This window comes from Stenotrophomonas sp. 22692 (genome assembly GCF_052045015.1).
In the GTDB taxonomy this organism is placed as follows: Bacteria; Pseudomonadota; Gammaproteobacteria; order Xanthomonadales; family Xanthomonadaceae; genus Stenotrophomonas; species Stenotrophomonas geniculata.
On the sequence record NZ_JBQEMR010000044.1, the window covers coordinates 1 to 20,168 of the forward strand.

Annotated in this window: 14 protein-coding genes; 10 read left to right on the top strand and 4 right to left on the bottom strand. The window is 66.0% G+C overall.

Annotation, left to right across the window (positions count from 1 at the left end):
- Positions 1 to 552: 552 nt before the first annotated feature.
- From ACTJJM_RS18880 to ACTJJM_RS18900, 5 genes are all read left to right on the top strand, one after another.
- Positions 553 to 2,829: a methyl-accepting chemotaxis protein gene (locus ACTJJM_RS18880; RefSeq protein ID WP_126559903.1), complete on the top strand. Its 2,277-nt coding sequence runs from the start codon at positions 553 to 555 to the stop codon at positions 2,827 to 2,829.
- Between the two features lie 37 nt (positions 2,830 to 2,866).
- The gene (locus ACTJJM_RS18885) at positions 2,867 to 3,736 is read left to right on the top strand and encodes a CheR family methyltransferase (RefSeq protein WP_019338555.1); all 870 of its coding nucleotides are present in this window, start codon (positions 2,867 to 2,869) and stop codon (positions 3,734 to 3,736) included.
- The gene (gene cheD, locus ACTJJM_RS18890) at positions 3,733 to 4,329 is read left to right on the top strand and encodes a chemoreceptor glutamine deamidase CheD (RefSeq protein ID WP_014037083.1); all 597 of its coding nucleotides are present in this window, start codon (positions 3,733 to 3,735) and stop codon (positions 4,327 to 4,329) included. Before ACTJJM_RS18885 ends, cheD begins: the two co-directional genes overlap by 4 nt.
- Positions 4,326 to 5,399, top strand: coding sequence for a protein-glutamate methylesterase/protein-glutamine glutaminase (locus ACTJJM_RS18895; protein ID WP_197602408.1), 1,074 nt, complete (start codon positions 4,326 to 4,328; stop codon positions 5,397 to 5,399). The genes cheD and ACTJJM_RS18895 overlap by 4 nt, the downstream gene beginning before the upstream one ends.
- Before the next feature lie 238 nt (positions 5,400 to 5,637).
- Positions 5,638 to 6,009 carry a hypothetical protein gene (locus ACTJJM_RS18900; RefSeq protein WP_043398942.1) on the top strand — a complete coding sequence of 124 codons (372 nt, stop codon included), beginning with the start codon at positions 5,638 to 5,640 and terminating at the stop codon, positions 6,007 to 6,009.
- Positions 6,010 to 6,149: 140 nt separating this feature from the next.
- Here ACTJJM_RS18900 and acnB read toward each other — a convergent pair whose 3' ends face one another.
- Genes acnB through ACTJJM_RS18915 form a run of 3 tightly spaced genes read right to left on the bottom strand, consistent with a single transcriptional unit; the run spans position 6,150 to position 9,414 of the window.
- The gene (acnB, locus tag ACTJJM_RS18905; protein ID WP_049482208.1) at positions 6,150 to 8,741 is read right to left on the bottom strand and encodes a bifunctional aconitate hydratase 2/2-methylisocitrate dehydratase; all 2,592 of its coding nucleotides are present in this window, start codon (positions 8,739 to 8,741) and stop codon (positions 6,150 to 6,152) included.
- Positions 8,742 to 8,784: 43 nt separating this feature from the next.
- Positions 8,785 to 9,183: a type II toxin-antitoxin system VapC family toxin gene (locus ACTJJM_RS18910; RefSeq protein WP_010482492.1), complete on the bottom strand. Its 399-nt coding sequence runs from the start codon at positions 9,181 to 9,183 to the stop codon at positions 8,785 to 8,787.
- Positions 9,184 to 9,189: 6 nt separating this feature from the next.
- The gene (locus ACTJJM_RS18915; RefSeq protein ID WP_005409505.1) at positions 9,190 to 9,414 is read right to left on the bottom strand and encodes an AbrB/MazE/SpoVT family DNA-binding domain-containing protein; all 225 of its coding nucleotides are present in this window, start codon (positions 9,412 to 9,414) and stop codon (positions 9,190 to 9,192) included.
- 300 nt (positions 9,415 to 9,714) lie between these two features.
- On the opposite strand from ACTJJM_RS18915, the gene acnA reads away from it, so the two are divergent.
- Positions 9,715 to 12,468 carry an aconitate hydratase AcnA gene (gene acnA / locus ACTJJM_RS18920; protein WP_159360099.1) on the top strand — a complete coding sequence of 918 codons (2,754 nt, stop codon included), beginning with the start codon at positions 9,715 to 9,717 and terminating at the stop codon, positions 12,466 to 12,468.
- A gap of 186 nt (positions 12,469 to 12,654) precedes the next feature.
- On the opposite strand, the gene ACTJJM_RS18925 is transcribed toward acnA, so the two are convergent.
- Positions 12,655 to 14,205: a BCCT family transporter gene (locus tag ACTJJM_RS18925; RefSeq protein ID WP_049453529.1), complete on the bottom strand. Its 1,551-nt coding sequence runs from the start codon at positions 14,203 to 14,205 to the stop codon at positions 12,655 to 12,657.
- 170 nt (positions 14,206 to 14,375) lie between these two features.
- Between ACTJJM_RS18925 and betI the strand changes: the two genes are divergently transcribed.
- The 4 genes from betI to ACTJJM_RS18945 all read left to right on the top strand — a co-directional run bounded on the left by betI (position 14,376) and on the right by ACTJJM_RS18945 (position 20,109).
- Positions 14,376 to 14,966 (top strand): transcriptional regulator BetI, encoded by a 591-nt coding sequence (betI, locus tag ACTJJM_RS18930; protein WP_005409501.1) that lies wholly within the window; start codon positions 14,376 to 14,378, stop codon positions 14,964 to 14,966.
- Between the two features lie 38 nt (positions 14,967 to 15,004).
- On the top strand, positions 15,005 to 16,477 hold the full coding sequence (gene betB, locus ACTJJM_RS18935) for a betaine-aldehyde dehydrogenase (RefSeq protein ID WP_019338548.1): 1,473 nt from the start codon (positions 15,005 to 15,007) through the stop codon (positions 16,475 to 16,477).
- Positions 16,478 to 16,578: 101 nt separating this feature from the next.
- Positions 16,579 to 18,261 carry a choline dehydrogenase gene (gene betA, locus ACTJJM_RS18940; protein WP_440865879.1) on the top strand — a complete coding sequence of 561 codons (1,683 nt, stop codon included), beginning with the start codon at positions 16,579 to 16,581 and terminating at the stop codon, positions 18,259 to 18,261.
- A 171-nt stretch (positions 18,262 to 18,432) separates the two neighbouring features.
- Entirely contained in the window at positions 18,433 to 20,109 is a 1,677-nt protein-coding gene (locus ACTJJM_RS18945) for a long-chain fatty acid--CoA ligase (RefSeq protein WP_440865880.1), read from the top strand.
- Positions 20,110 to 20,168 lie beyond the last annotated feature (59 nt).

A 20,168-nucleotide genomic window follows, 5' to 3' on the forward strand; every position in this document is an offset into this window, starting at 1 on the left:
CCCCCCCCCCCCCCCCCCCCCCCCCCCCCCCCCCCCCCCCCCCCCCCCCCCGGCCACGGAAAATTTCCGTGCGCGTCCACCCCGGATTGAAGAAAGAAGAGCAAGAGCAAGAGCCGCGTTGCTTCCGGGGTCAGATCCGTTTTCCGCAGGAAAACGGATCTGACCCCTCTTTCCACCTGGAAACCCAACGCTCTTGCCGTCCGACACCGAAATGCCGGGAGGGCTGGGCCGGGGTGGGCAGGCAGGACCGTTGGCGCCATGGATGGCGCCATCGAGCCCCCATGGATGGGTTCACGGCGTGTCCTGCCTGCCCACCCCGACCCGGCCAACCCGTAGCAACCCATCGCCATGACCTGCCGTTGCCGTTGCCGTTGCCGTTGCTTCAAAAGCCTGCCGCAGGCAGCGCCGCAGCCGCCGCTGCAAGGAAACCTGAATACGTTCGGACACTGCGCCTCAATCCCCCGCCCCATCGGCCGATAACGGGGTTGTCACGGCTTGTCCCGCCGCTGACCGGCTCGGCGCCGCCCGCCCGCTTCGACCTGGTCCTGCTCGATGAATCTCCTGCATCGCTGGCAACACTACTTCAGCAACCTCTCCGTCCGGCGCAAGCTCAACCTGCTGACGCTGCTCATCGCGCTCGGCGTGATCGCGCTCTCGGTGATCGCCGCCCGCATGCAGTACCTGGACCTCACCGAGACCCGCAAGACCGCGCTGAAGACCCAGGTCGAACTCAGCTACGGCATCCTCCAGCATTATCACCGGCTGGCCGGTACCGGCGAGCTCAGCGAGGACGCTGCCAAGAGCGCGGCATTGCAGGCGCTGGAAGTGATGCGCGCCGAGAGCGATGCCTACTACTTCAACATCTACGACACCGGCTACCGCCTGCTGATGCACCCGTTCCGCAAGGATCTGGTCGGCAAGGACATGAAGGACTTCCGCACCGACGACGGCGTGCGCATCTACTACGACCAGGTTGAAGCAGCCAAGGCCGGTGGCGGCTTCGTCAACTACCGCTGGGCCAAGCCCGGCAGCAAGGGCGAGGTCGAGAAGGTGGCCTACGCCGGCCTGTTCGCGCCCTGGAACTGGGTGGTCAGCAGCGGCGTCTACATGGACGACGTGCAGAAGCAGGCGCTGGTGTTCACCGCCATCATGGCCGTCTCCGGTGGCGTGCTGGTACTGATCGTGCTGGCCCTGAGCTGGCTCATCGGCAACCGCATCGCCGTGCCGCTGAAGCAGGCAACGGCCGTCGCCGAGGGTATCGCCCGCGGCAAGCTGGACAGCCACATCGGTCCGCAGGCGCATGACGAACCCGGTCGCCTGCTGGACGCCATGTCCGGCATGCAGCAGCAGCTGCACGCAGTGATCGGCGGCCAGCGCGAAATGGCCCGCCGCCACGATGCCGGCGAACTGAGCTATCGCATCGACGCCAGTGCCTTCCCCGGCGAGTACGGGCTGATGGTGCAGGAAACCAACGCCCTGGTAGGCGGCCACGTGCAGACCCTGCATGACGTGCTGGACGTGGTACAGCAGTACGCGGTCGGCGACCTGAGCCGCGACATCGCCCGCTACCCCGGCGAAAAGGCGGCGATGACCACCACCGTCGACACCGTCAAGGCCAATCTCGGCCGCATCAACGCCGAAATCAAGCAGCTGGCCAGTGCCGCCGCTGCCGGCGACTTCAGCCGCCGTGGCGATGCGCAGCGCTTCGATCACGATTTCCGCCTGATGCTGGAAAACCTCAACGCGATGATGGCGGTCAGCGATGACAACCTCGGCAAGCTCTCGCAGCTGCTGTCGGCCATCGCCGAAGGTGATCTGACCGCGCGCATGCAGGGTGACTACCAGGGCGTGTTCGCCCGCATGCGTGACGACGCCAACACAACCGTCGCGCAGCTGACCCAGATCGTCGGCCAGATCCAGGCCAGTGCCTCCAGCATCACCCTGGCCGCCGGTGAGATTGCTTCGGGAAACAGCGATCTGTCGCGCCGTACCGAGCAGCAGGCTGCGAACCTGGAAGAAACCGCCGCGTCGATGGAGGAGCTGACCTCCACCGTACGCCAGAACGCCGAGCATGCCCGCCAAGCCAACCAGCTCGCGATCGGCGCGCAGGGTGTTGCCTCTCAAGGCGGCAGCGTGGTTGGCCAGGTGGTCAACACCATGTCGGCCATCGAAGCCTCGTCGAAGAAGATCGCCGAGATCATCAGCGTCATCGACGGCATTGCGTTCCAGACCAACATCCTGGCGCTGAACGCTGCAGTGGAAGCCGCTCGTGCCGGTGAACAGGGCCGCGGCTTCGCCGTGGTCGCCAGCGAGGTGCGCACCCTCGCCCAGCGCTCGGCCGCCGCCGCCAAGGAGATCAAGGGCCTGATCGATGATTCGGTCGGCAAGGTTGCCGAAGGCTCCAGCCTGGTCCACCAGGCCGGCAGCACCATGGGCGAGATCGTCGCCTCGGTGCAGCGCGTGACCGACATCATGGCCGAGATTTCCGCTGCTTCGCAGGAACAGTCGGCCGGCATTGAGCAGGTCAACCAGACCGTGGTGCAGATGGACGAGACCACCCAGCAGAACGCCGCGCTGGTGGAGGAAGCTACCGCTGCCGCGCGCGCGATGGAAGAACAGGCTGGCCAGCTGGCCGACGCCGTGGCGATCTTCCGCCTGGACAACCAGGTCTCCGCCGCAATGAAGGCGGTGGCCGCGCGTGTCGAACCGGTGCGTGTTGCCACCGCCGTGGCGCGCCCGCAGCCGGTTCCAACGCCGGCACCGGTCCGCCGCACCGGCAGCAACGCCAGCACCTTCGTCGCCAGCGACAGCGACTGGCAGGAATTCTGAGACCCACCCGCGGCGGCTTCGGCCGCCGCCTCTGCCGATGGACACGTCCCCCGTGCAAAGTCCTACTCCCATCGTCACCGGCCCGCGCGAATTCGAGTTCGCCGACCGTGATTTCCGCCGCGTCTGCGACCTGATCTACCAGCGCGTGGGCATCGCCCTTGCACCGGCAAAGCGCGACATGGTCTATGGCCGCCTGTCGCGCCGCTTGCGCACGCTGGGCATGCGCAGCTTCCAGCAGTATCTGGACCATCTGGAGCAGGAAGACGGCGACGAGTGGCAGGCGTTTACCAACGCCCTGACCACCAACCTGACCTCGTTCTTCCGCGAGCCGCACCACTTCGACAAGCTGCGCGAGGAACTGCAGCAGCGCTCCAGCCGCACGCCGCTGCTGCTGTGGTCATGCGCGGCGTCCACCGGTGAAGAACCCTATTCGATGGCGATCACCGCCTGTGAGGCCTTCGGTACGCTGAAGCCGCCGGTGCGCATCGTCGCGACCGATGTTGATACCCAGGTACTGGCCACCGCCGGCCGTGGCGTCTACAACATCGACCGGGTCACCAATCTCGACCCGGATCTGCGCCGGCGCTATTTCCAGCGTGGCAGCGGCCCCAATGAGGGCCAGTGCCGCGTGCTGCCGGCACTACGCGAGCTGATCGAGTTCCGCCCATTGAATCTGCTCGCCCCGCGCTACGACGTCGGCGGACCATTCGACGCGCTGTTCTGCCGCAATGTGATGATCTATTTCGACAAGCCGACCCAGCGTGCCATCCTCGGCCGCCTGGTGCAGCACCTGGCCGATGACGGCCTGCTTTACACCGGACACTCGGAGAACTACCTGCACGCCGCCGACCTGATCCAGCCCTGCGGCCGTACGCTGTATCGCCGTGCGGCAAAGGCCGGCGCATGAACGCCTCGCTGCGTACCGACGATGTGATGCGCTACCAGGATGCGCGCTTCCAGACCATCGCGGCCAAGCTGCTGCCGACCCAGTACCTGGTGGTGGACGACACCACCGCGCTGACCACCACGCTGGGTTCCTGCGTGGCCGCGTGCCTGCGCGACCCGGTACTGAAGATCGGCGGCATGAACCACTTCCTGCTGCCCGAGGGCAATGCCGGTGACGGCGCGCCCGCGCGTTACGGCAGCTATGCGATGGAACTGCTGATCAACGACATGCTCAAGCGCGGCGCCCACCGCAAGCGCATCGAAGCCAAGGTGTTCGGCGGCGCCAACGTGCTCAAGGGCTTCACCAGCAATCCGGTCGGCACGCGCAACGCCGAGTTCGTGCGCCAGTACCTGCAGGCCGAGCATATTCCGATCATCGCCGAGGACCTGTGCGGCATCCATCCGCGCAAGATCTGGTTCTTCGCCGATACCGGCCGCGTGGTGGTGCAGCGCCTGCCGCACGCCCATGAAGCCGAGGTGGCCGCGACCGAATCGGCGGTGCGTGCACGCCTGTCCAAGGCCCCGGTCACCGGCGGCGTGGAGCTGTTCGAATGACCCTGACCGGCAACGCCCCCTGCCGGGTCCTGATCGTCGACGACTCCGCCGTCGTGCGCCAGATGCTCACCGAGATCCTGTCCAGCGATCCGTCCATCGACGTGGTCGGCACCGCCGCCGACCCGTTGCTGGCGCGCGAGAAGATCAAGCGCCTGGCCCCGGACGTGATCACCCTGGACGTGGAAATGCCGCGCATGGACGGGCTGGCGTTCCTGGAAAACCTGATGCGCCTGCACCCGCTGCCGGTGGTGATGATCTCGTCGCTGACCGAACGCGGCGCCGACACTACGCTGCAGGCGCTGGCTCTGGGCGCGGTGGACTTCGTCTCCAAGCCCAAGCTGGACGTCGCACGCGGCCTGCAGGGCTACGCCGACGAGATCATCGCCAAGGTCAAGATGGCGGCGCGCTCGCGGGTGCGCCCGCTGGTGCGCGCTGCAGTCCCGAAACTCATGCTGGACGCAGCCCCCTCGATGCGCCCCGCCTCACCGCAGTTCCGTACCACCGATCGCCTGATCGCGATCGGCTCGTCAGCCGGTGGCACCGAAGCGCTGCGCGTGGTGCTGGAAGGCATGCCCGCCGACGCGCCCGCCGTGGTGATGACCCAGCACCTGCCGGCCAGCTTCAGCAGCGCCTTTGCCGAACGCCTGGACCGACACTCGGCGATGGCCGTGCGCGAGGCCAGCGACGGCGAAGCGGTGCTGCCCGGCCACGCCTACCTCCCACCCGGCGGCAAGCACCTGCGCATCATCCGCGATGGTGCGCGCTGGCGCTGCCGCGTCGATGACGGCCCGGCAGTGAACCGGCACAAGCCCGCGGTGGACGTGCTGTTCCGTTCGGTCGCGCAGAACGCCGGCAGCAACGCCATCGGTGCCATACTCACCGGGATGGGCGATGACGGCGCACGCGGCCTGCTGGAGATGCGCCAGGCCGGCGCGCCGACACTGGTGCAGGACGAGGCCACCAGTGTGGTCTGGGGCATGCCCGGTGCAGCGTTCAAGCTTGGCGCCGCCGAGGAACAGGTGCCGCTGGAGCGGATTGCCGAACGTCTGCTCGCCCTCGCCCGCGGCTGATTGCGCGCCGCGGCCCAAGGACTCCGCGAGCAGTAGATCCACGCCATGCGTGGATGCCGGTGTAGAGTCGAGCCACGCTCGACTCAGCGCGCATCGCACGAACAGCAGCCAAGCATGGACTCGGCGCTACAGGCCATCAGGCAACAGAAAAAGGCGCCGGTTTTCATCGGGGTTCTTCGTTTCAACGCGTTACCCGCATGTGTGCTTTGATAGCGGTATTGCACAAGGAATGCTGCACATGATCAAAGGCATATGGAAGGCCGCCCTGGCGGCCGTACTGCTTTCATTGCCACTGGCACCCGCCAGCGCCAGTGGCGATCTGTTCTACTTCGAGGCCAAGCAGGGTGATGTGTTCTTCATGCTGATGCTGGTGGGTCGCGAAGACCCCGGCGCGGTAAGCGTCAGCTGGAAAGGCGCGTCGATCCCGCCGTACCCCAACGTGCATCGCCGCTACTACATCGAATTCAACCGTGCAAAGCGCCAGGCCTACGTGCGTCCACTTGACCGTGATGGACTGCCCTGGTTCGAGATGGATGTCTCCGGTAAGCGCGGCAACGTGCTGATCGGCGGCCGTCGGTTGCAGGGCAACGCAGACTGGACCGTGCAATAGCGGATGCAGCAGACAAAAACCCCCGGCTTTCACCGGGGGTTCTTCGTTTCAACGGGAGGCCGGCCAGCGGCCGGCACTACCGTGCATCGTCGGCGCACAAAAAAACCCCCGGCGCGAGCCGGAGGTTTTTCGTTACCTCATCAAGCAGCGACCGTCTTGGCCACGTCCTGGTATTCCTCGATCTGGTCGAAGTTCATGTAGCGGTAGATTTCCGCGCCGCTGGCGGCGATCACGCCCACATCGGCCATGTACTCTTCCTTGGTCGGGATGCGGCCCAGGCGCGAGCAGATCGCGGCCAGTTCCGCCGAACCCAGGTACACGTTGGTGTTGCGGCCCAGGCGGTTCGGGAAGTTGCGGGTCGAGGTCGACATCGCGGTGGAGCCTTCGCGGATCTGCGCCTGGTTGCCCATGCACAGCGAGCAGCCCGGCATTTCCATGCGTGCGCCGGTGGCACCGAAGGTGCCGTACACGCCTTCCTTGGTCAGCTCCGAGGCATCCATCTTGGTCGGCGGGGCCACCCACAGGCGGGTCGGCAGGTCACGCTTGCCTTCCAGCAGCTTCGCAGCGGCACGGAAGTGACCGATGTTGGTCATGCACGAACCGATGAACACTTCGTCGATCTTGGCGCCAGCGACTTCGGACAGGGTCTTCACGTCGTCCGGATCGTTCGGGCAGGCCACGATCGGCTCGTGGATGTCGGCCAGGTCGATCTCGATGACGGCAGCGTATTCGGCGTCCGCATCCGGCTCCAGCAGCTGCGGGTTGGCCAGCCACGCTTCCATCTTCTCGATACGGCGCTGCAACGAACGCGGATCCTGGTAACCCTCGGCAATCATCCACTTCAGCAGCGTGATGTTGCTGGTCAGGTACTCGATGATCGGTTCCTTGTTCAGGCGCACCGAGCAACCGGCGGCCGAACGCTCGGCCGAGGCGTCGGACAGTTCGAACGCCTGCTCGACCTTCAGCTCCGGCAGGCCTTCGATTTCCAGGATACGGCCGGAGAAGATGTTCTTCTTGCCAGCCTTGGCCACGGTCAGCAGGCCGGACTTGATCGCGTACAGCGGGATCGCGTTGACCAGATCACGCAGGGTCACGCCCGGCTGCATCTTGCCCTTGAAGCGCACCAGCACCGACTCCGGCATGTCCAGCGGCATCACGCCGGTGGCCGCGGCGAAGGCGACCAGGCCCGAACCGGCCGGGAACGAAATGCCCACCGGGAAACGGGTGTGCGAGTCACCACCGGTGCCGACGGTATCCGGCAGCAGCATGCGGTTGAGCCAGCTGTGGATCACGCCGTCGCCCGGACGCAGCGAAACGCCGCCACGGGTGGAAATGAACTCCGGCAGGGTGTGGTGGGTCTTCACGTCCACCGGCTTCGGGTAGGCGGCGGTGTGGCAGAACGACTGCATCACCAGGTCGGCCGAGAAGCCCAGGCACGCCAGGTCCTTCAGCTCGTCGCGGGTCATCGGGCCGGTGGTGTCCTGCGAGCCGACCGAGGTCATCTTCGGTTCGCAGTATGTGCCCGGGCGCATGCCCTGGCCTTCCGGCAGGCCACAGGCGCGGCCGACCATCTTCTGCGCCAGCGAGAAGCCCTTGCCGGTATCGGCCGGCTGCACCGGCAGGCGGAACAGGTCGGTCGGGGCCAGGCCCAGCGCCTCGCGCGCCTTGCCGGTCAGGCCACGGCCGATGATCAGCGGGATGCGGCCACCGGCACGCACTTCGTCGAACAGCACGTCGGACTTGACCTGGAATTCGGCGATCACCTCGCCGTTCTTCAGCGCCTTGCCTTCGTACGGGCGCAGCTCGATGACGTCGCCGTGCTCCATCTTCGACACGTCCAGCTCGATCGGCAGCGCACCGGCATCTTCCATGGTGTTGTAGAAGATCGGCGCGATCTTGCCGCCCAGGCACACGCCACCGGCGCGCTTGTTCGGGATGTACGGAATGTCATCGCCGGTCCACCACAGCACGCTGTTGGTGGCCGACTTGCGCGAGGAGCCGGTGCCGACCACGTCGCCGACGTAGGCAACCAGGTGGCCCTTGTCCTTCAGGTCGAGGATCTGCTGGATCGGGCCGCGCTTGCCGTCTTCTTCCGGGGTGAACGGCGCGTCGTCGCGCTTGTTCTTCAGCATCGCCAGGGCGTGCATCGGGATGTCCGGGCGGGTGGTCGCGTCCGGCGCCGGCGACAGGTCGTCGGTGTTGGTCTCGCCCGGCACCTTGAACACGGTGACGGTCAGGCTCTGCGGCACTTCCGGGTTGCCAGTGAACCACTCGGCATCGGCCCAGCTCTGCAGCACGGCCTGGGCGTTGGCGTTGCCGGCCTTGGCCTTTTCCTGCACGTCGTGGAAGGCGTCGAACACCAGCAGGGTCTTCTTCAGGCCGTTGGCGGCGATGGTGCCGACGCTGGCGTCGTCCAGCAGCTGCACCAGCGGAGCGACGTTGTAACCGCCGAGCATGGTGCCCAGCAGTTCGGTGGCGCGCTCGCGGCTGATCAGCGGGTTCTGCTCGCTGCCCAGCGCGATCGCGGCCAGGTACGAGGCCTTGACCTTGGCGGCGTCATCGACGCCGGCCGGCACGCGGTGGGTCAGCAGGTCGAGCAGGAACTCGGCCTCGCCCTGCGGCGGGTTCTTCAGCAGTTCGATGACATCGGCCGTCTGCTGCGCGCTCAGCGGCAGCGGCGGGATGCCAAGCGCAGCGCGCTCGGCGACGTGGTGGCGGTAGGCTTCCAACATGACAACTCCCGGGTAATGCGTAGGTTGAAATAACAAAGTGGGCTCAGGCGTGCGGCACGATCAGCTTCAGGCCCTTGAAGTAGTCGCGGTAAAACGTGTCGTTCCAGGTGATCAGGCCATCGCACTGCAACAGTGCGTGGGCGCCGACCATGAATTCGTCCAGGCTGCGGCGGCTGCCGCTGCGCTGGCGGTGGCGACGGTGCATCTCGCCGGCGCGCAACGCCGACTTGGCTTCCATCGGGTTGAAGTGCACGCCCATTTCTTCCAGCGCTTCGAGCACCTCGGCGCCGCCGCGCAGCGATGCGCAGACTTCGGCCAGGGTCGCGCCGCAGACCACCACGCGGCCGCCGACCAGGCTCTGCCGGAGGATGGCTTCCACGGCATCGGCCTGCGGGCCATTGCTGAGCAGCTCGACCAGCACCGGTGAATCAACGGCGATCATCACGGCTTATTCCTCGTCGCGCACCGCGCGTACTGCCGCATCGGACGACTCGAAGCCGTCCAGCGCGAACTTGCCGCGCGCCCGTGAAATGGCATCGTCAACACTCTTGCGCAGGATGATGCGGCTGCCGTCCAGCTCGACCTTCAGCAGCGTGCCCTTGGTCAGGCCGAGGGCATCACGCACCGCCTTGGGCAGGGTGATCTGTCCGCGTTCTGCAACAGTGGCTTCCATCGGTAGGCCCTCCAGAGTATGCACAAATTATACATACTTCCCCGGGCATACTTCCACCCTGAACAGGACCGGCGACCCGCCAGCCCTTGCCTCGCAAAGGATCGGCCACAAACGTGACATACGCCATACACCTTCCCCTGTAGTCTGGAACCGATGCCGCAGGCCGGACCCGGCCCGGGTGAATCCATTCAGTTTCGGGTTCATACTGGAACCTCCGGGGCCACCAGGCCCGCGGCGACCGCAAGCAGGTCCGCCCATGCGCGGGCCACTGCAAGCCATCCGCAAGAGGAGTCATCCCGCATGAGCGATTCGTTCTCCACCCGCAGCCAGCTGGACGTCGGCGGCAAGACCTACGACTACTTCAGCCTGCCCACGCTGGGCCAGCGCTTCGACATCTCCCACCTGCCCTACTCGATGAAGATCCTGCTGGAGAACCTGCTCCGGCACGAGGATGGCGGCGTCACCGTCGGCAAGGATCACATCGAAGCCGTGGCCCGCTGGAACCCGGCGGCCGAACCGGATACCGAAATCGCCTTCATGCCCGCGCGCGTGGTGCTGCAGGACTTCACCGGCGTGCCCTGCGTGGTCGACCTGGCCGCGATGCGCGATGCCGTGGTCAAGCTCGGCGGCCGCCCCGAACAGATCAATCCGCTGATTCCCTCCGAGCTGGTCATCGACCACTCGGTGCAGGTGGATGTGTTCGGCAAGCCCGACGCACTGGACCTCAACGGCAAGATCGAGTTCCAGCGCAACCAGGAACGCTACGGCTTCCTGCGCTGGGGCCAGAAGGCCTTCGACAACTTCAAGGTGGTGCCGCCCAACACCGGCATCGTCCACCAGGTCAACCTGGAAAACCTGGCCCGCGTGGTGATGACTGCGGACAAGGACGGCAAGGCCATCGCCTATCCCGATACCGTGTTCGGCACCGACAGCCACACCACGATGATCAACGGCATCGGCGTGCTCGGCTGGGGCGTGGGCGGCATTGAGGCCGAGGCGGCCATGCTCGGCCAGCCCTCGTCGATGCTGATCCCGCAGGTCGTCGGCTTCAAGCTGACCGGCAAGCTGCCCGAAGGCGCTACCGCCACCGACCTGGTGCTGACCGTCACCCAGATGCTGCGCAAGCTCGGCGTGGTCGGCAAGTTCGTCGAGTTCTACGGCGACGGCCTGCAGCACCTGCCCCTGGCCGACCGCGCGACCATCGGCAACATGGCCCCGGAATACGGCGCTACCTGCGGCATCTTCCCGATCGACAACGAATCACTGACTTACCTGCGCCTGTCCGGCCGCAGCGAAGAGCAGATCGCCCTGGTTGAAGCCTATGCCAAGGCGCAGGGCCTGTGGCACGACGCCAACAGCCCGCATGCGCAGTACAGCACCACGCTGGAACTGGACATGGGCACGGTCAAGCCCTCGCTGGCCGGCCCCAAGCGTCCGCAGGACCGCGTGCTTCTGGAAGACGTGCAGAAGAACTACCGCGACGCCCTGGTCGGCATGACCGCCAACCGTGACAAGCGCAGCGAGGATGTCTCCACCTTCGTCAATGAAGGCGGCGGCGCCGCCGTGGGCAACGAGCAGCTGGCCAAGGGCTACGCCGACATCGAGATGGACGGCAGGAAGGTGCGACTGAAGGATGGCGCGGTGGTCATCGCCGCCATCACCTCGTGTACCAACACCTCCAACCCGGCGGTGATGATCGGCGCCGGCCTGCTCGCCCGCAACGCGGCCGCCAAGGGCCTGGACCGCAAGCCGTGGGTCAAGACCTCGCTCGGCCCAGGCTCGCGCGTGGTCACCGACTATCTGGAAAAGGCCGGCGTTCTCACCGAGCTGGAAAAGATCGGCTTCTATGTGGTCGGCTATGGCTGCACCACCTGCATCGGCAATTCCGGCCCACTGCCGACTGAAGTCAGCGCCGGCATCGCCAGTGGCGACCTGGTGGTGACCTCGGTGCTGTCGGGCAACCGCAACTTCGAGGGCCGCGTGCATCCCGAAGTGAAGATGAACTACCTGGCCAGCCCGCCGCTGGTGGTGGCCTACGCCATCGCCGGCACCACCGACATCGACCTGACCACCGAACCGCTGGGCACCGGCAGCGATGGCCAGCCGGTGTATCTGCGCGACATCTGGCCGAGCAACAAGGAGATCGGCGACGTCATCGCCGCCACCGTCGGCCCGGAAATGTTCAAGCAGAACTACGCCGACGTGTTCAAGGGCGATACCCGCTGGAACACCATCGCCTCGCCGGACGGTGATCTGTACGAATGGAGCGATGCGTCCACCTACATCAAGAACCCGCCGTACTTCGACGGCATGACCATGCAGGTCGGCACCATCGATGACGTGCACGGCGCGCGGGTGATGGGCCTGTTCGGCGATTCGATCACCACCGACCACATCTCTCCGGCCGGCAACATCAAGAAGGATTCGCCGGCGGGCCGCTTCCTGCAGGAGCGCGGCGTGCAGCCGGCCGACTTCAACAGCTACGGCAGCCGCCGCGGCAACGATGACGTGATGGTCCGCGGCACCTTCGCCAACATCCGCATCAAGAACCTGATGTTCGGTGGCGAGGAAGGCGGCAACACCCTGTACTACCCGGCCGGTGGTGGCCAGCCGGAAAAGCTGGCGATCTACGATGCGGCCATGAAGTACAAGGCCGACAAGGTGCCGCTGGTGGTACTGGCCGGCAAGGAATACGGCACCGGCTCGTCGCGTGACTGGGCGGCCAAGGGCACCCTGCTGCTGGGGGTGAAGGCGGTCATCGCCGAAAGCTTCGAGCGCATTCACCGCTCCAACCTGGTCGGCATGGGCGTGCTGCCGCTGCAGTTCCGCAACGGCGAAAACGCGCAGTCGCTGGGCCTGGACGGCTCGGAAGTGATCGACATCACCGGCCTGCAGGACGGCGCCAGCAAGCGCGCCACGGTCACCGCCACCAAGGCCGACGGCACGAAGAAGACCTTCGAGGTGTCGGTGATGCTGCTGACCCCGAAGGAAGTCGAGTACTTCCGTCATGGTGGTCTGCTGCAGTACGTGCTGCGCCAGCTGGCCAGCAAGTAATGCATCACCTGTAGAGCCGAGCCTGCGCTCGGCTACATCGCCACAGCATCAGCCGAGCATGGGCTCGGCTCTACAAGAAGAAGGGCCGGATCCTCGCGGATCCGGCCCTTTCTGCTTCACCGCAGCCAGGCATGGCCTGGCTCTACTGCATCAACGGCGGCATCGGAATAGCCACCGGATACCCGCTCACCGCCGTGGTGCATCCGGGTCGGTACGCAGCGCCTTCAGCAGGCCCCACATGTAGAACGCCAGGGTGAACGAGAACGGCAGGCCGCACAGCACCACTGCGGTCTGCATCGCACTGAAGTTGCCGGCCAGCAGCAGGCCGACGCTGGCCACGGTGATGCCGGCCGCCCAGAACACGCGCAGCCAGATCGGTGCGTCGTGACCGTCCTCGACGCCGTCATCGACACGACGGGTGCACAGATTGGCGATCATCAGCGTGCCCGAATCGACCGGGGTCAGGAACAGCACGAAACCGATCACCACCGCGGCACCGGCTACATACGGCGCGGCGGGCAGGTATTCCAGCAGCTTGAACAGCGTCATCGCCGCATCGTGCTGGGCCACCTCACCCAGGATCGCCTGGCCATGGTTGAGCACCAGGTCGATGGCGGTGTTGCCGAAGATCGACAGCCAGGCCAGGGTGAAGCCGAGCGGGATCAGCAGCACGCCCATGATCACTTCACGGATGGTGCGGCCACGCGAGATGCGCGCCACGAAAAGGCCGACAAACGGCGCCCAGGCGATCCACCAGGCCCAGTAGAACAGCGTCCACGAACCCATCCACTCACGGCCCTTCGGGTCGTTGAGGTACATGTCGAAGCTCTTGCGCACGAACGCGCCGAGGTAGTCGCCGGTGTTCTGGATCAGGCCGTCGAACAGGTGCAGGGTCGGGCCGGTGACCAGCACGAACAGCAGCAGACCGCACAGCAGACGCACGTTGAGGTTGGAGAGCCAGGCAATGCCCTTTTCCACGCCAGCCACCACACCGATGGTGGCCACCACCATCATCACCAGCACGATCGCCACCAGCACCTGCGGCGTATCCGGGATGTGGAACAGATAGACCAGGCCGGACTGCACCACCAGCGCACCGATGCCGAGGTTGGTCACCATCGAGATCAGCGTAGCCAGGATACCGAAGCCATCCACCATGTCGCCGATGCGGCCATGGATGCGCTCACCGAAGATCGGGTACAGCGCCGAGCGCAACGCCAGCGGCAGGTCGCGGCGGTAGGCGAAGTAGCCCAGCGCCACGCCGACCAGCGCGTACAGCGCCCAGCCGTGCAGGCCCCAGTGCAGGAAGGTCAGCACCATCGCCTCGCGGCCGGCGGCCACGGTGCCGCCGGGCTGCCCGGGCGGATTGAGGAAATGGTCCAGCGGTTCGTAGGCACCGTAGTACAGCAGCGCGATGCCGATGCCGGCCGAGAACAGCATCGACACCCATGCGACGTAGCCGAAGGCCGGTGATTCCTCGTTGTGGCCCAGGCGGATGCGGCCATACGGCGAGAACGCCAGCCACAGCACGAAGCCGAGGCACAGCACGATCAGCAGCATGTACCACCAGCCGAACGCGGCCGACACTTCGGCCTGCGCCCATTGCAGCCAGTGCTCGCTGCCTTCGGGATAGAGAACGGTGAGCAGCCCGAGGATGCCGATCGACACCGAGGAACTGAAGAACACAAAACGGTTCAAGCGCAGGGGCGAACGCTTGGGATGAGCCAGGGAAGACATGGGGTCGTCTCATCAAGTCCGAGGGAGCACATGGGCGGGGCCGGACCGGTAAACCGGGCCCATGGCGTGGGGCGCGAGCGCATCCTAGGGTTTATTGATTGAACGTTCAATCAATAAAAAGCATAATGGCGGGCAGCCCGATCCTTCGGGTCGCAATCCGTGGAGAGACAATGCCGAAGAAAGGCGTGGAACCGGTACGGCGCGAGCAGCTGATCCGGGCCACTTTCCAGACCATCGACGAGATCGGCATGGCCGATGCGACCGTCGCCACCATCGCGAAGAAGGCCGGGCTGTCCAGCGGCATCGTCGCCCACTACTTCGGCGACAAGGACGGCCTGCTCAATGCTGCAATGCGGCAGATCCTGCGCGAACTGAAGGACGCGGTCGCCCGCTACCGGGCCGACGCCAGCGACGACCCGCGCGAGCAGCTGCGCGCCATCGTCGATGGCAACTTCGACGACAGCCAGATCAACGGCACCGCCATGCGCGTCTGGCTCACCTTCTGGGCCGCGAGCATGCACCAGCCGGAACTGGCCCGGCTGCAGCGCGCCAACGACCAGCGCCTGTTCTCGAACCTGTGCCACCAGTTCAACCGCCTGCTGCCCCACCCGCAGGCCCGCCTGGCCGCCCGCGGCCTGGCCGCGATGATTGACGGCCTGTGGCTGCGCGGCAGCCTGGTCGGCGGCCAGTTCAATGCCGAGAAGTCCCGGCGCATCGCTTACGGCTATATCGACTTCCAGTTGCAGGCTGTCGCGCTATAAGCGCTTCAGCACCCGCCCCCTTCCAAGGAGTACGCCCCATGACCACCCTGCCCGTCCAACAGCTCTACATCCACGGCCAGCGCGTCGATGCCACCAGCGGCAAGACCTTCAAGACCATCAACCCGGCCACCGGCGAGGTGATCGCTGAAGTGCAGGTCGCCAGCCAGACCGACGTCGAGCGTGCCGTGCAGAGCGCAGCCGAAGGCCAGAAGGTGTGGGCCGCGATGACGGCCATGGAGCGTTCGCGCATCCTGCGCCGTGCCGTCGAGCTCCTGCGCGAGCGCAACGACGAACTGGCCCACCTGGAAACCCTGGACACCGGCAAGGCGCTGGCCGAAACCACCACCGTGGACATCGTCACCGGCGCCGACGTGGTCGAGTACTACGCTGGCCTCGCCACCGCCATCGAAGGCATCCAGCTGCCGCTGCGCGAATCGAGCTTCTTCTACACCCGCCGCGAGCCGCTGGGCGTGGTCGCCGGCATCGGTGCTTGGAACTACCCGATCCAGATCGCCATGTGGAAGTCGGCCCCGGCCCTCGCCGCCGGCAACGCAATGGTGTTCAAGCCCTCCGAAGTCACCCCGTTGACCGCGATCCGGCTGGCCGAGATCTACACCGAAGCCGGCGTGCCGGCCGGTGTGTTCAACGTCGTGCAGGGCCCGGGCCGCGAGATCGGCCAGTGGCTGACCGAGCACCCGGTGATCGAGAAGATCTCCTTCACCGGCGGCGTCGCCACCGGCAAGAAGGTCATGGCCAGCGCCGCGTCCTCGTCGCTGAAGGAAGTGACCATGGAGCTGGGCGGCAAGTCGCCGCTGGTGATCTGCGATGACGCCGATCTGGACCGTGCCGCCGACATCGCGGTGATGGCCAACTTCTTCAGCTCCGGCCAGGTCTGCACCAACGGTACCCGCGTGTTCGTGCCGCGCAGCATGCTGGCCGCGTTCGAAGCCGCTGTTGTCGAGCGCGTCAAGCGCATCCGCATCGGCGACCCGATGGCCGCCGAGACCAACTTCGGCCCGCTGACCAGCTTCCCGCACATGGAAAACGTGCTGCGCTACATCGAAAGCGGCAAGACCGAAGGCGCCCGCCTGCTGACCGGCGGCGGCCGCGCCACCGAAGGCGCGCTGGCCAATGGCGCCTACGTGCTGCCGACCGTGTTCTCCGACTGCCGCGATGACATGACCATCGTCAAGGAAGAGATCTTCGGGCCGGTGATGAGCATCCTCGCCTACGACGACGAGGACGAAGTGGTGCGCCGCGCCAACGATACCACCTTCGGCCTGGCCGCCGGCGTGGTCAGCAAGGACGTCAGCCGCGCCCACCGCATCATCCACCGCCTGGAAGCCGGCATCTGCTGGATCAACACCTGGGGCGAATCGCCGGCCGAAATGCCGGTCGGCGGCTACAAGGAATCCGGCGTCGGCCGCGAGAACGGCATCTCCACCCTCGGCCACTACACCCGCATCAAGTCGGTGCAGGTCGAGCTGGGCGACTACGCCAGCGTGTTCTGACCGGCGCGCCCTGCGCGCGCCCCATCGTCCGGCCATCGTGCCGATCCGACATTCCGCCGGGACGCCTGCATGCAGCGCGCCCCGGCCTGCAGGAGACACCCATGAGCACCCATAACGAGTACGACTACATCATCATCGGCGCCGGTTCGGCCGGCAACGTGCTGGCCACCCGCCTCACCGAAGATGCCGATGTCAGCGTGCTGCTGCTGGAAGCCGGTGGCCCGGACTACCGGCTCGACTTCCGTACCCAGATGCCGGCGGCACTGGCCTTCCCGCTGCAGGGCAAGCGCTACAACTGGGCGTACAAGACCGATCCCGAGCCCTTCATGAACAACCGCCGCATGGACTGCGGCCGCGGCAAGGGCCTGGGCGGCTCGTCGCTGATCAACGGCATGTGCTACATCCGCGGCAACGCGATGGACTACGACAACTGGGCCAGCATGCCGGGCCTGGAAGACTGGACCTACCTGGACTGCCTGCCCTACTTCCGCAAGGCCGAAACCCGCGACATCGGCCCCAATGACTACCACGGTGGCGACGGCCCACTGCGCGTGACCACGCCGAAGGCCGGCAACAACGAGCTGTTCGCGGCGATGGTCGAAGCCGGCGTGCAGGCTGGCTATCCGCGCACCGACGACCTCAACGGCTACCAGCAGGAAGGCTTCGGCCCGATGGACCGCACGGTGACCCCGAAGGGCCGTCGCTCCAGCACTGCCCGCGGCTACCTGGACCTGGCCAAGCCGCGTCCGAACCTGACCATCGTCACCCACGCGCTGACCGACCGCATCCTGTTCTCGGGCAAGCGTGCGGTGGGCGTGCAGTGGCTGCACAACGACCAGCCGCAGCGTGCGACCGCCCGCCGCGAAGTACTGCTGTGCGGCGGCGCCATCGCCTCGCCGCAGATCCTGCAGCGCTCGGGCGTCGGCCCGGCCGACCTGCTGCGCAGCCTGGACATCGACCTGGTACACCACCTGCCCGGCGTCGGCGCCAACCTGCAGGATCACCTGGAGATGTACCTGCAGTACGAGTGCAAGAAGCCGGTCTCGCTGGCGCCGGCACTGAAGCTGTACAACCAGCCGGCCATCGGTGCCGAGTGGCTGTTCCTGGGCACCGGCATCGGCGCCAGCAACCAGTTCGAGGCCGGTGGCTTCATCCGCAGCGATGCCGAATTCGACTGGCCGAACCTGCAGTACCACTTCCTGCCGGTGGCGATCAATTACAACGGCTCCAACCCGATCAAGGCGCACAGCTTCCAGATGCACGTCGGTTCGATGCGCTCGCCCAGCCGCGGCCGCATCCATGTGCGTTCGAAGGATCCGCGCGAACATCCGAGCATCCTGTTCAACTACATGTCGCACGAGCAGGACTGGCGTGAGTTCCGCGCGGCGATCCGCATCACCCGCGAGATCTTCGCGCAGCCGGCGCTGGCACCGTACAGCGGCCGCGAGATCTCGCCGGGCAGCGCGCTGCAGACCGACGCGCAGATCGACGCATTCGTGCGCGAGCATGCCGAGACCGCCTACCACCCGTCGTGCTCGAACAAGATGGGCCATGCCGATGACCCGATGGCGGTGGTCGATGGCCAGGGCCGCATGCACGGCCTGGAAGGCCTGCGCATCGTCGATGCCTCGATCATGCCGCAGGTGGTGACTGGCAACCTCAACGCGCCGACCATCATGATGGCCGAGAAGCTGGCCGACGTGATCCGCGGCCGCACCCCGCTGGCCCGCAGCACCGCGCCGTACTACAAGGCCAACGGCGCACCGGTGCGCAAGCAGGGCTGACGCAAGCGGCCCGATCGAGCGCAGATGCCGGCCAGCGGCCGGCACTACCCAGCAAAGAGGCCCTTCGGGGCCTCTTCGCGTTTTCCCTACGGCGGGGTATGCTGCAATGAACGGCCATTGTCGCTACGCTCAGGGCCGAACCTAATACATCACGATTCCTGGAGGGGGAATATGAGTCTGGATCGTCCCTGGCTGCAGAGCTATCCGAACGGCGTTCCCGCCGAAATCGACGTCAACGAATTCCATTCGGTCGCCTCGGTCTTCGACGCTTCCGTCGCGAAATTCCGCGACCGTCCCGCCTACTCCAGCTTCGGCAAGGTCCTCACCTATGGTGAGACGGATGCGCTGGTCACCCAGTTCGCCGCCTACCTGCTGGGTGAGCTCAAGCTCAAGAAGGGTGACCGCGTCGCCCTGATGATGCCCAACTGCCTGCAGTACCCGGTGGCCACCTTCGGCGTGCTGCGCGCCGGACTGACCGTGGTCAACGTCAACCCGCTGTACACCGCGCGCGAACTCAAGCACCAGCTGGTCGACGCGGGCGTCAGTGCGCTGGTGGTGGTCGACAACTTCGGCGACACCGTCGAGCAGGTCATCGCCGACACGCCGGTCAGGCACGTGGTCACCACCGGCCTGGGCGACCTGCTCGGCGCCAAGGGCGCGATCGTCAACTTCGTGCTGAAGTACGTCAAGAAGATGGTGCCCAACTACCACATCAAGGGCGCCGTCCGCTTCAAGCAGGCGCTCAAGCTGGGCAGCCGCCTCGCGCTTCCGCCGGTCGAGATCGACCACGACGACATCGCCTTTCTGCAGTACACCGGCGGCACCACCGGCGTGGCCAAGGGTGCGATGCTGACCAACCGCAACCTGATCGCCAACATGCAGCAGGCGTCGGCGTGGCTGTCCACCTCGGGCATCGAGCCGGGCAAGGAAGTGATCATCACTGCCCTGCCGCTCTACCACATCTTCGCGCTGACCGCGAATGGCCTGGTCTTCATGAAGTTCGGTGGCTGCAATCACCTGATCACCAACCCGCGCGACATGAAGGGCTTCGTCAAGGAACTGAAGGGCACCCGCTTCACCGCCATCACCGGCGTCAACACGCTGTTCAACGGCCTGCTCAACACCCCGGGCTTCGACGAGATCGACTTCTCTTCGGTCAAGTTCACTCTGGGCGGCGGCATGGCGGTGCAACGTGCCGTGGCCGAACGCTGGAAGAAGGTCACCGGCGTGACCCTGGTCGAAGCCTACGGCCTGACCGAGACCTCGCCGGCAGCCTGCATCAACCCGCTCACCCTGCCCGAGTACAACGGCGCCATTGGCCTGCCGATCCCGTCCACCGATGCCTGCATCAAGGACGACAACGGCAATATCCTGGCGCTGGGCGAAGTGGGCGAGCTGTGCATCAAGGGCCCGCAGGTAATGAAGGGCTACTGGCAGCGGCCGGAAGAAACCGCCACCGCCATCGACGCCGACGGCTGGCTGCACACCGGCGACATGGCGAAGATGGACGAAAAGGGCTTCTTCTACATCGTGGACCGCAAGAAGGACATGATCCTGGTGTCCGGCTTCAACGTGTACCCGAATGAGGTCGAAGACGTCATCGCGATGATGCCGGGCGTGCTGGAAGTCGCCGCCGTCGGTGTCCCGGACGAGAAGTCCGGCGAAGTGGTCAAGGTCGTGATCGTGAAGAAGGACCCGAACCTGACCGCGGAAATGGTCAAGGAACATGCGCGGGCAAACCTGACCGGTTACAAGCACCCCAGAATCGTAGAATTCCGAAAAGAGCTGCCGAAGACCAATGTCGGCAAGATTCTCCGTCGCGAGCTGCGTGATACGCCCGCCCAGTAAGGGTTTCCGGGCAACGGGACAATACAGGGACCCCGCCGGAGACGGCGGGGTCTTTCTGT

Excerpts from the sequence above, each read along its gene's own strand:
- ACTJJM_RS18880 (WP_126559903.1), top strand. The coding sequence starts at position 553 with ATGAATCTCCTGCATCGCTGGCAACACTACTTCAGCAACCTCTCCGTC.
- ACTJJM_RS18885 (WP_019338555.1), top strand. The coding sequence starts at position 2,867 with ATGGACACGTCCCCCGTGCAAAGTCCTACTCCCATCGTCACCGGCCCG.
- cheD (WP_014037083.1), top strand. The coding sequence starts at position 3,733 with ATGAACGCCTCGCTGCGTACCGACGATGTGATGCGCTACCAGGATGCG.
- ACTJJM_RS18895 (WP_197602408.1), top strand. The coding sequence starts at position 4,326 with ATGACCCTGACCGGCAACGCCCCCTGCCGGGTCCTGATCGTCGACGAC.
- ACTJJM_RS18900 (WP_043398942.1), top strand. The coding sequence starts at position 5,638 with ATGATCAAAGGCATATGGAAGGCCGCCCTGGCGGCCGTACTGCTTTCA.
- acnB (WP_049482208.1), bottom strand. The coding sequence starts at position 8,741 with ATGTTGGAAGCCTACCGCCACCACGTCGCCGAGCGCGCTGCGCTTGGC.
- ACTJJM_RS18910 (WP_010482492.1), bottom strand. The coding sequence starts at position 9,183 with ATGATCGCCGTTGATTCACCGGTGCTGGTCGAGCTGCTCAGCAATGGC.
- ACTJJM_RS18915 (WP_005409505.1), bottom strand. The coding sequence starts at position 9,414 with ATGGAAGCCACTGTTGCAGAACGCGGACAGATCACCCTGCCCAAGGCG.
- acnA (WP_159360099.1), top strand. The coding sequence starts at position 9,715 with ATGAGCGATTCGTTCTCCACCCGCAGCCAGCTGGACGTCGGCGGCAAG.
- ACTJJM_RS18925 (WP_049453529.1), bottom strand. The coding sequence starts at position 14,205 with ATGTCTTCCCTGGCTCATCCCAAGCGTTCGCCCCTGCGCTTGAACCGT.
- betI (WP_005409501.1), top strand. The coding sequence starts at position 14,376 with ATGCCGAAGAAAGGCGTGGAACCGGTACGGCGCGAGCAGCTGATCCGG.
- betB (WP_019338548.1), top strand. The coding sequence starts at position 15,005 with ATGACCACCCTGCCCGTCCAACAGCTCTACATCCACGGCCAGCGCGTC.
- betA (WP_440865879.1), top strand. The coding sequence starts at position 16,579 with ATGAGCACCCATAACGAGTACGACTACATCATCATCGGCGCCGGTTCG.
- ACTJJM_RS18945 (WP_440865880.1), top strand. The coding sequence starts at position 18,433 with ATGAGTCTGGATCGTCCCTGGCTGCAGAGCTATCCGAACGGCGTTCCC.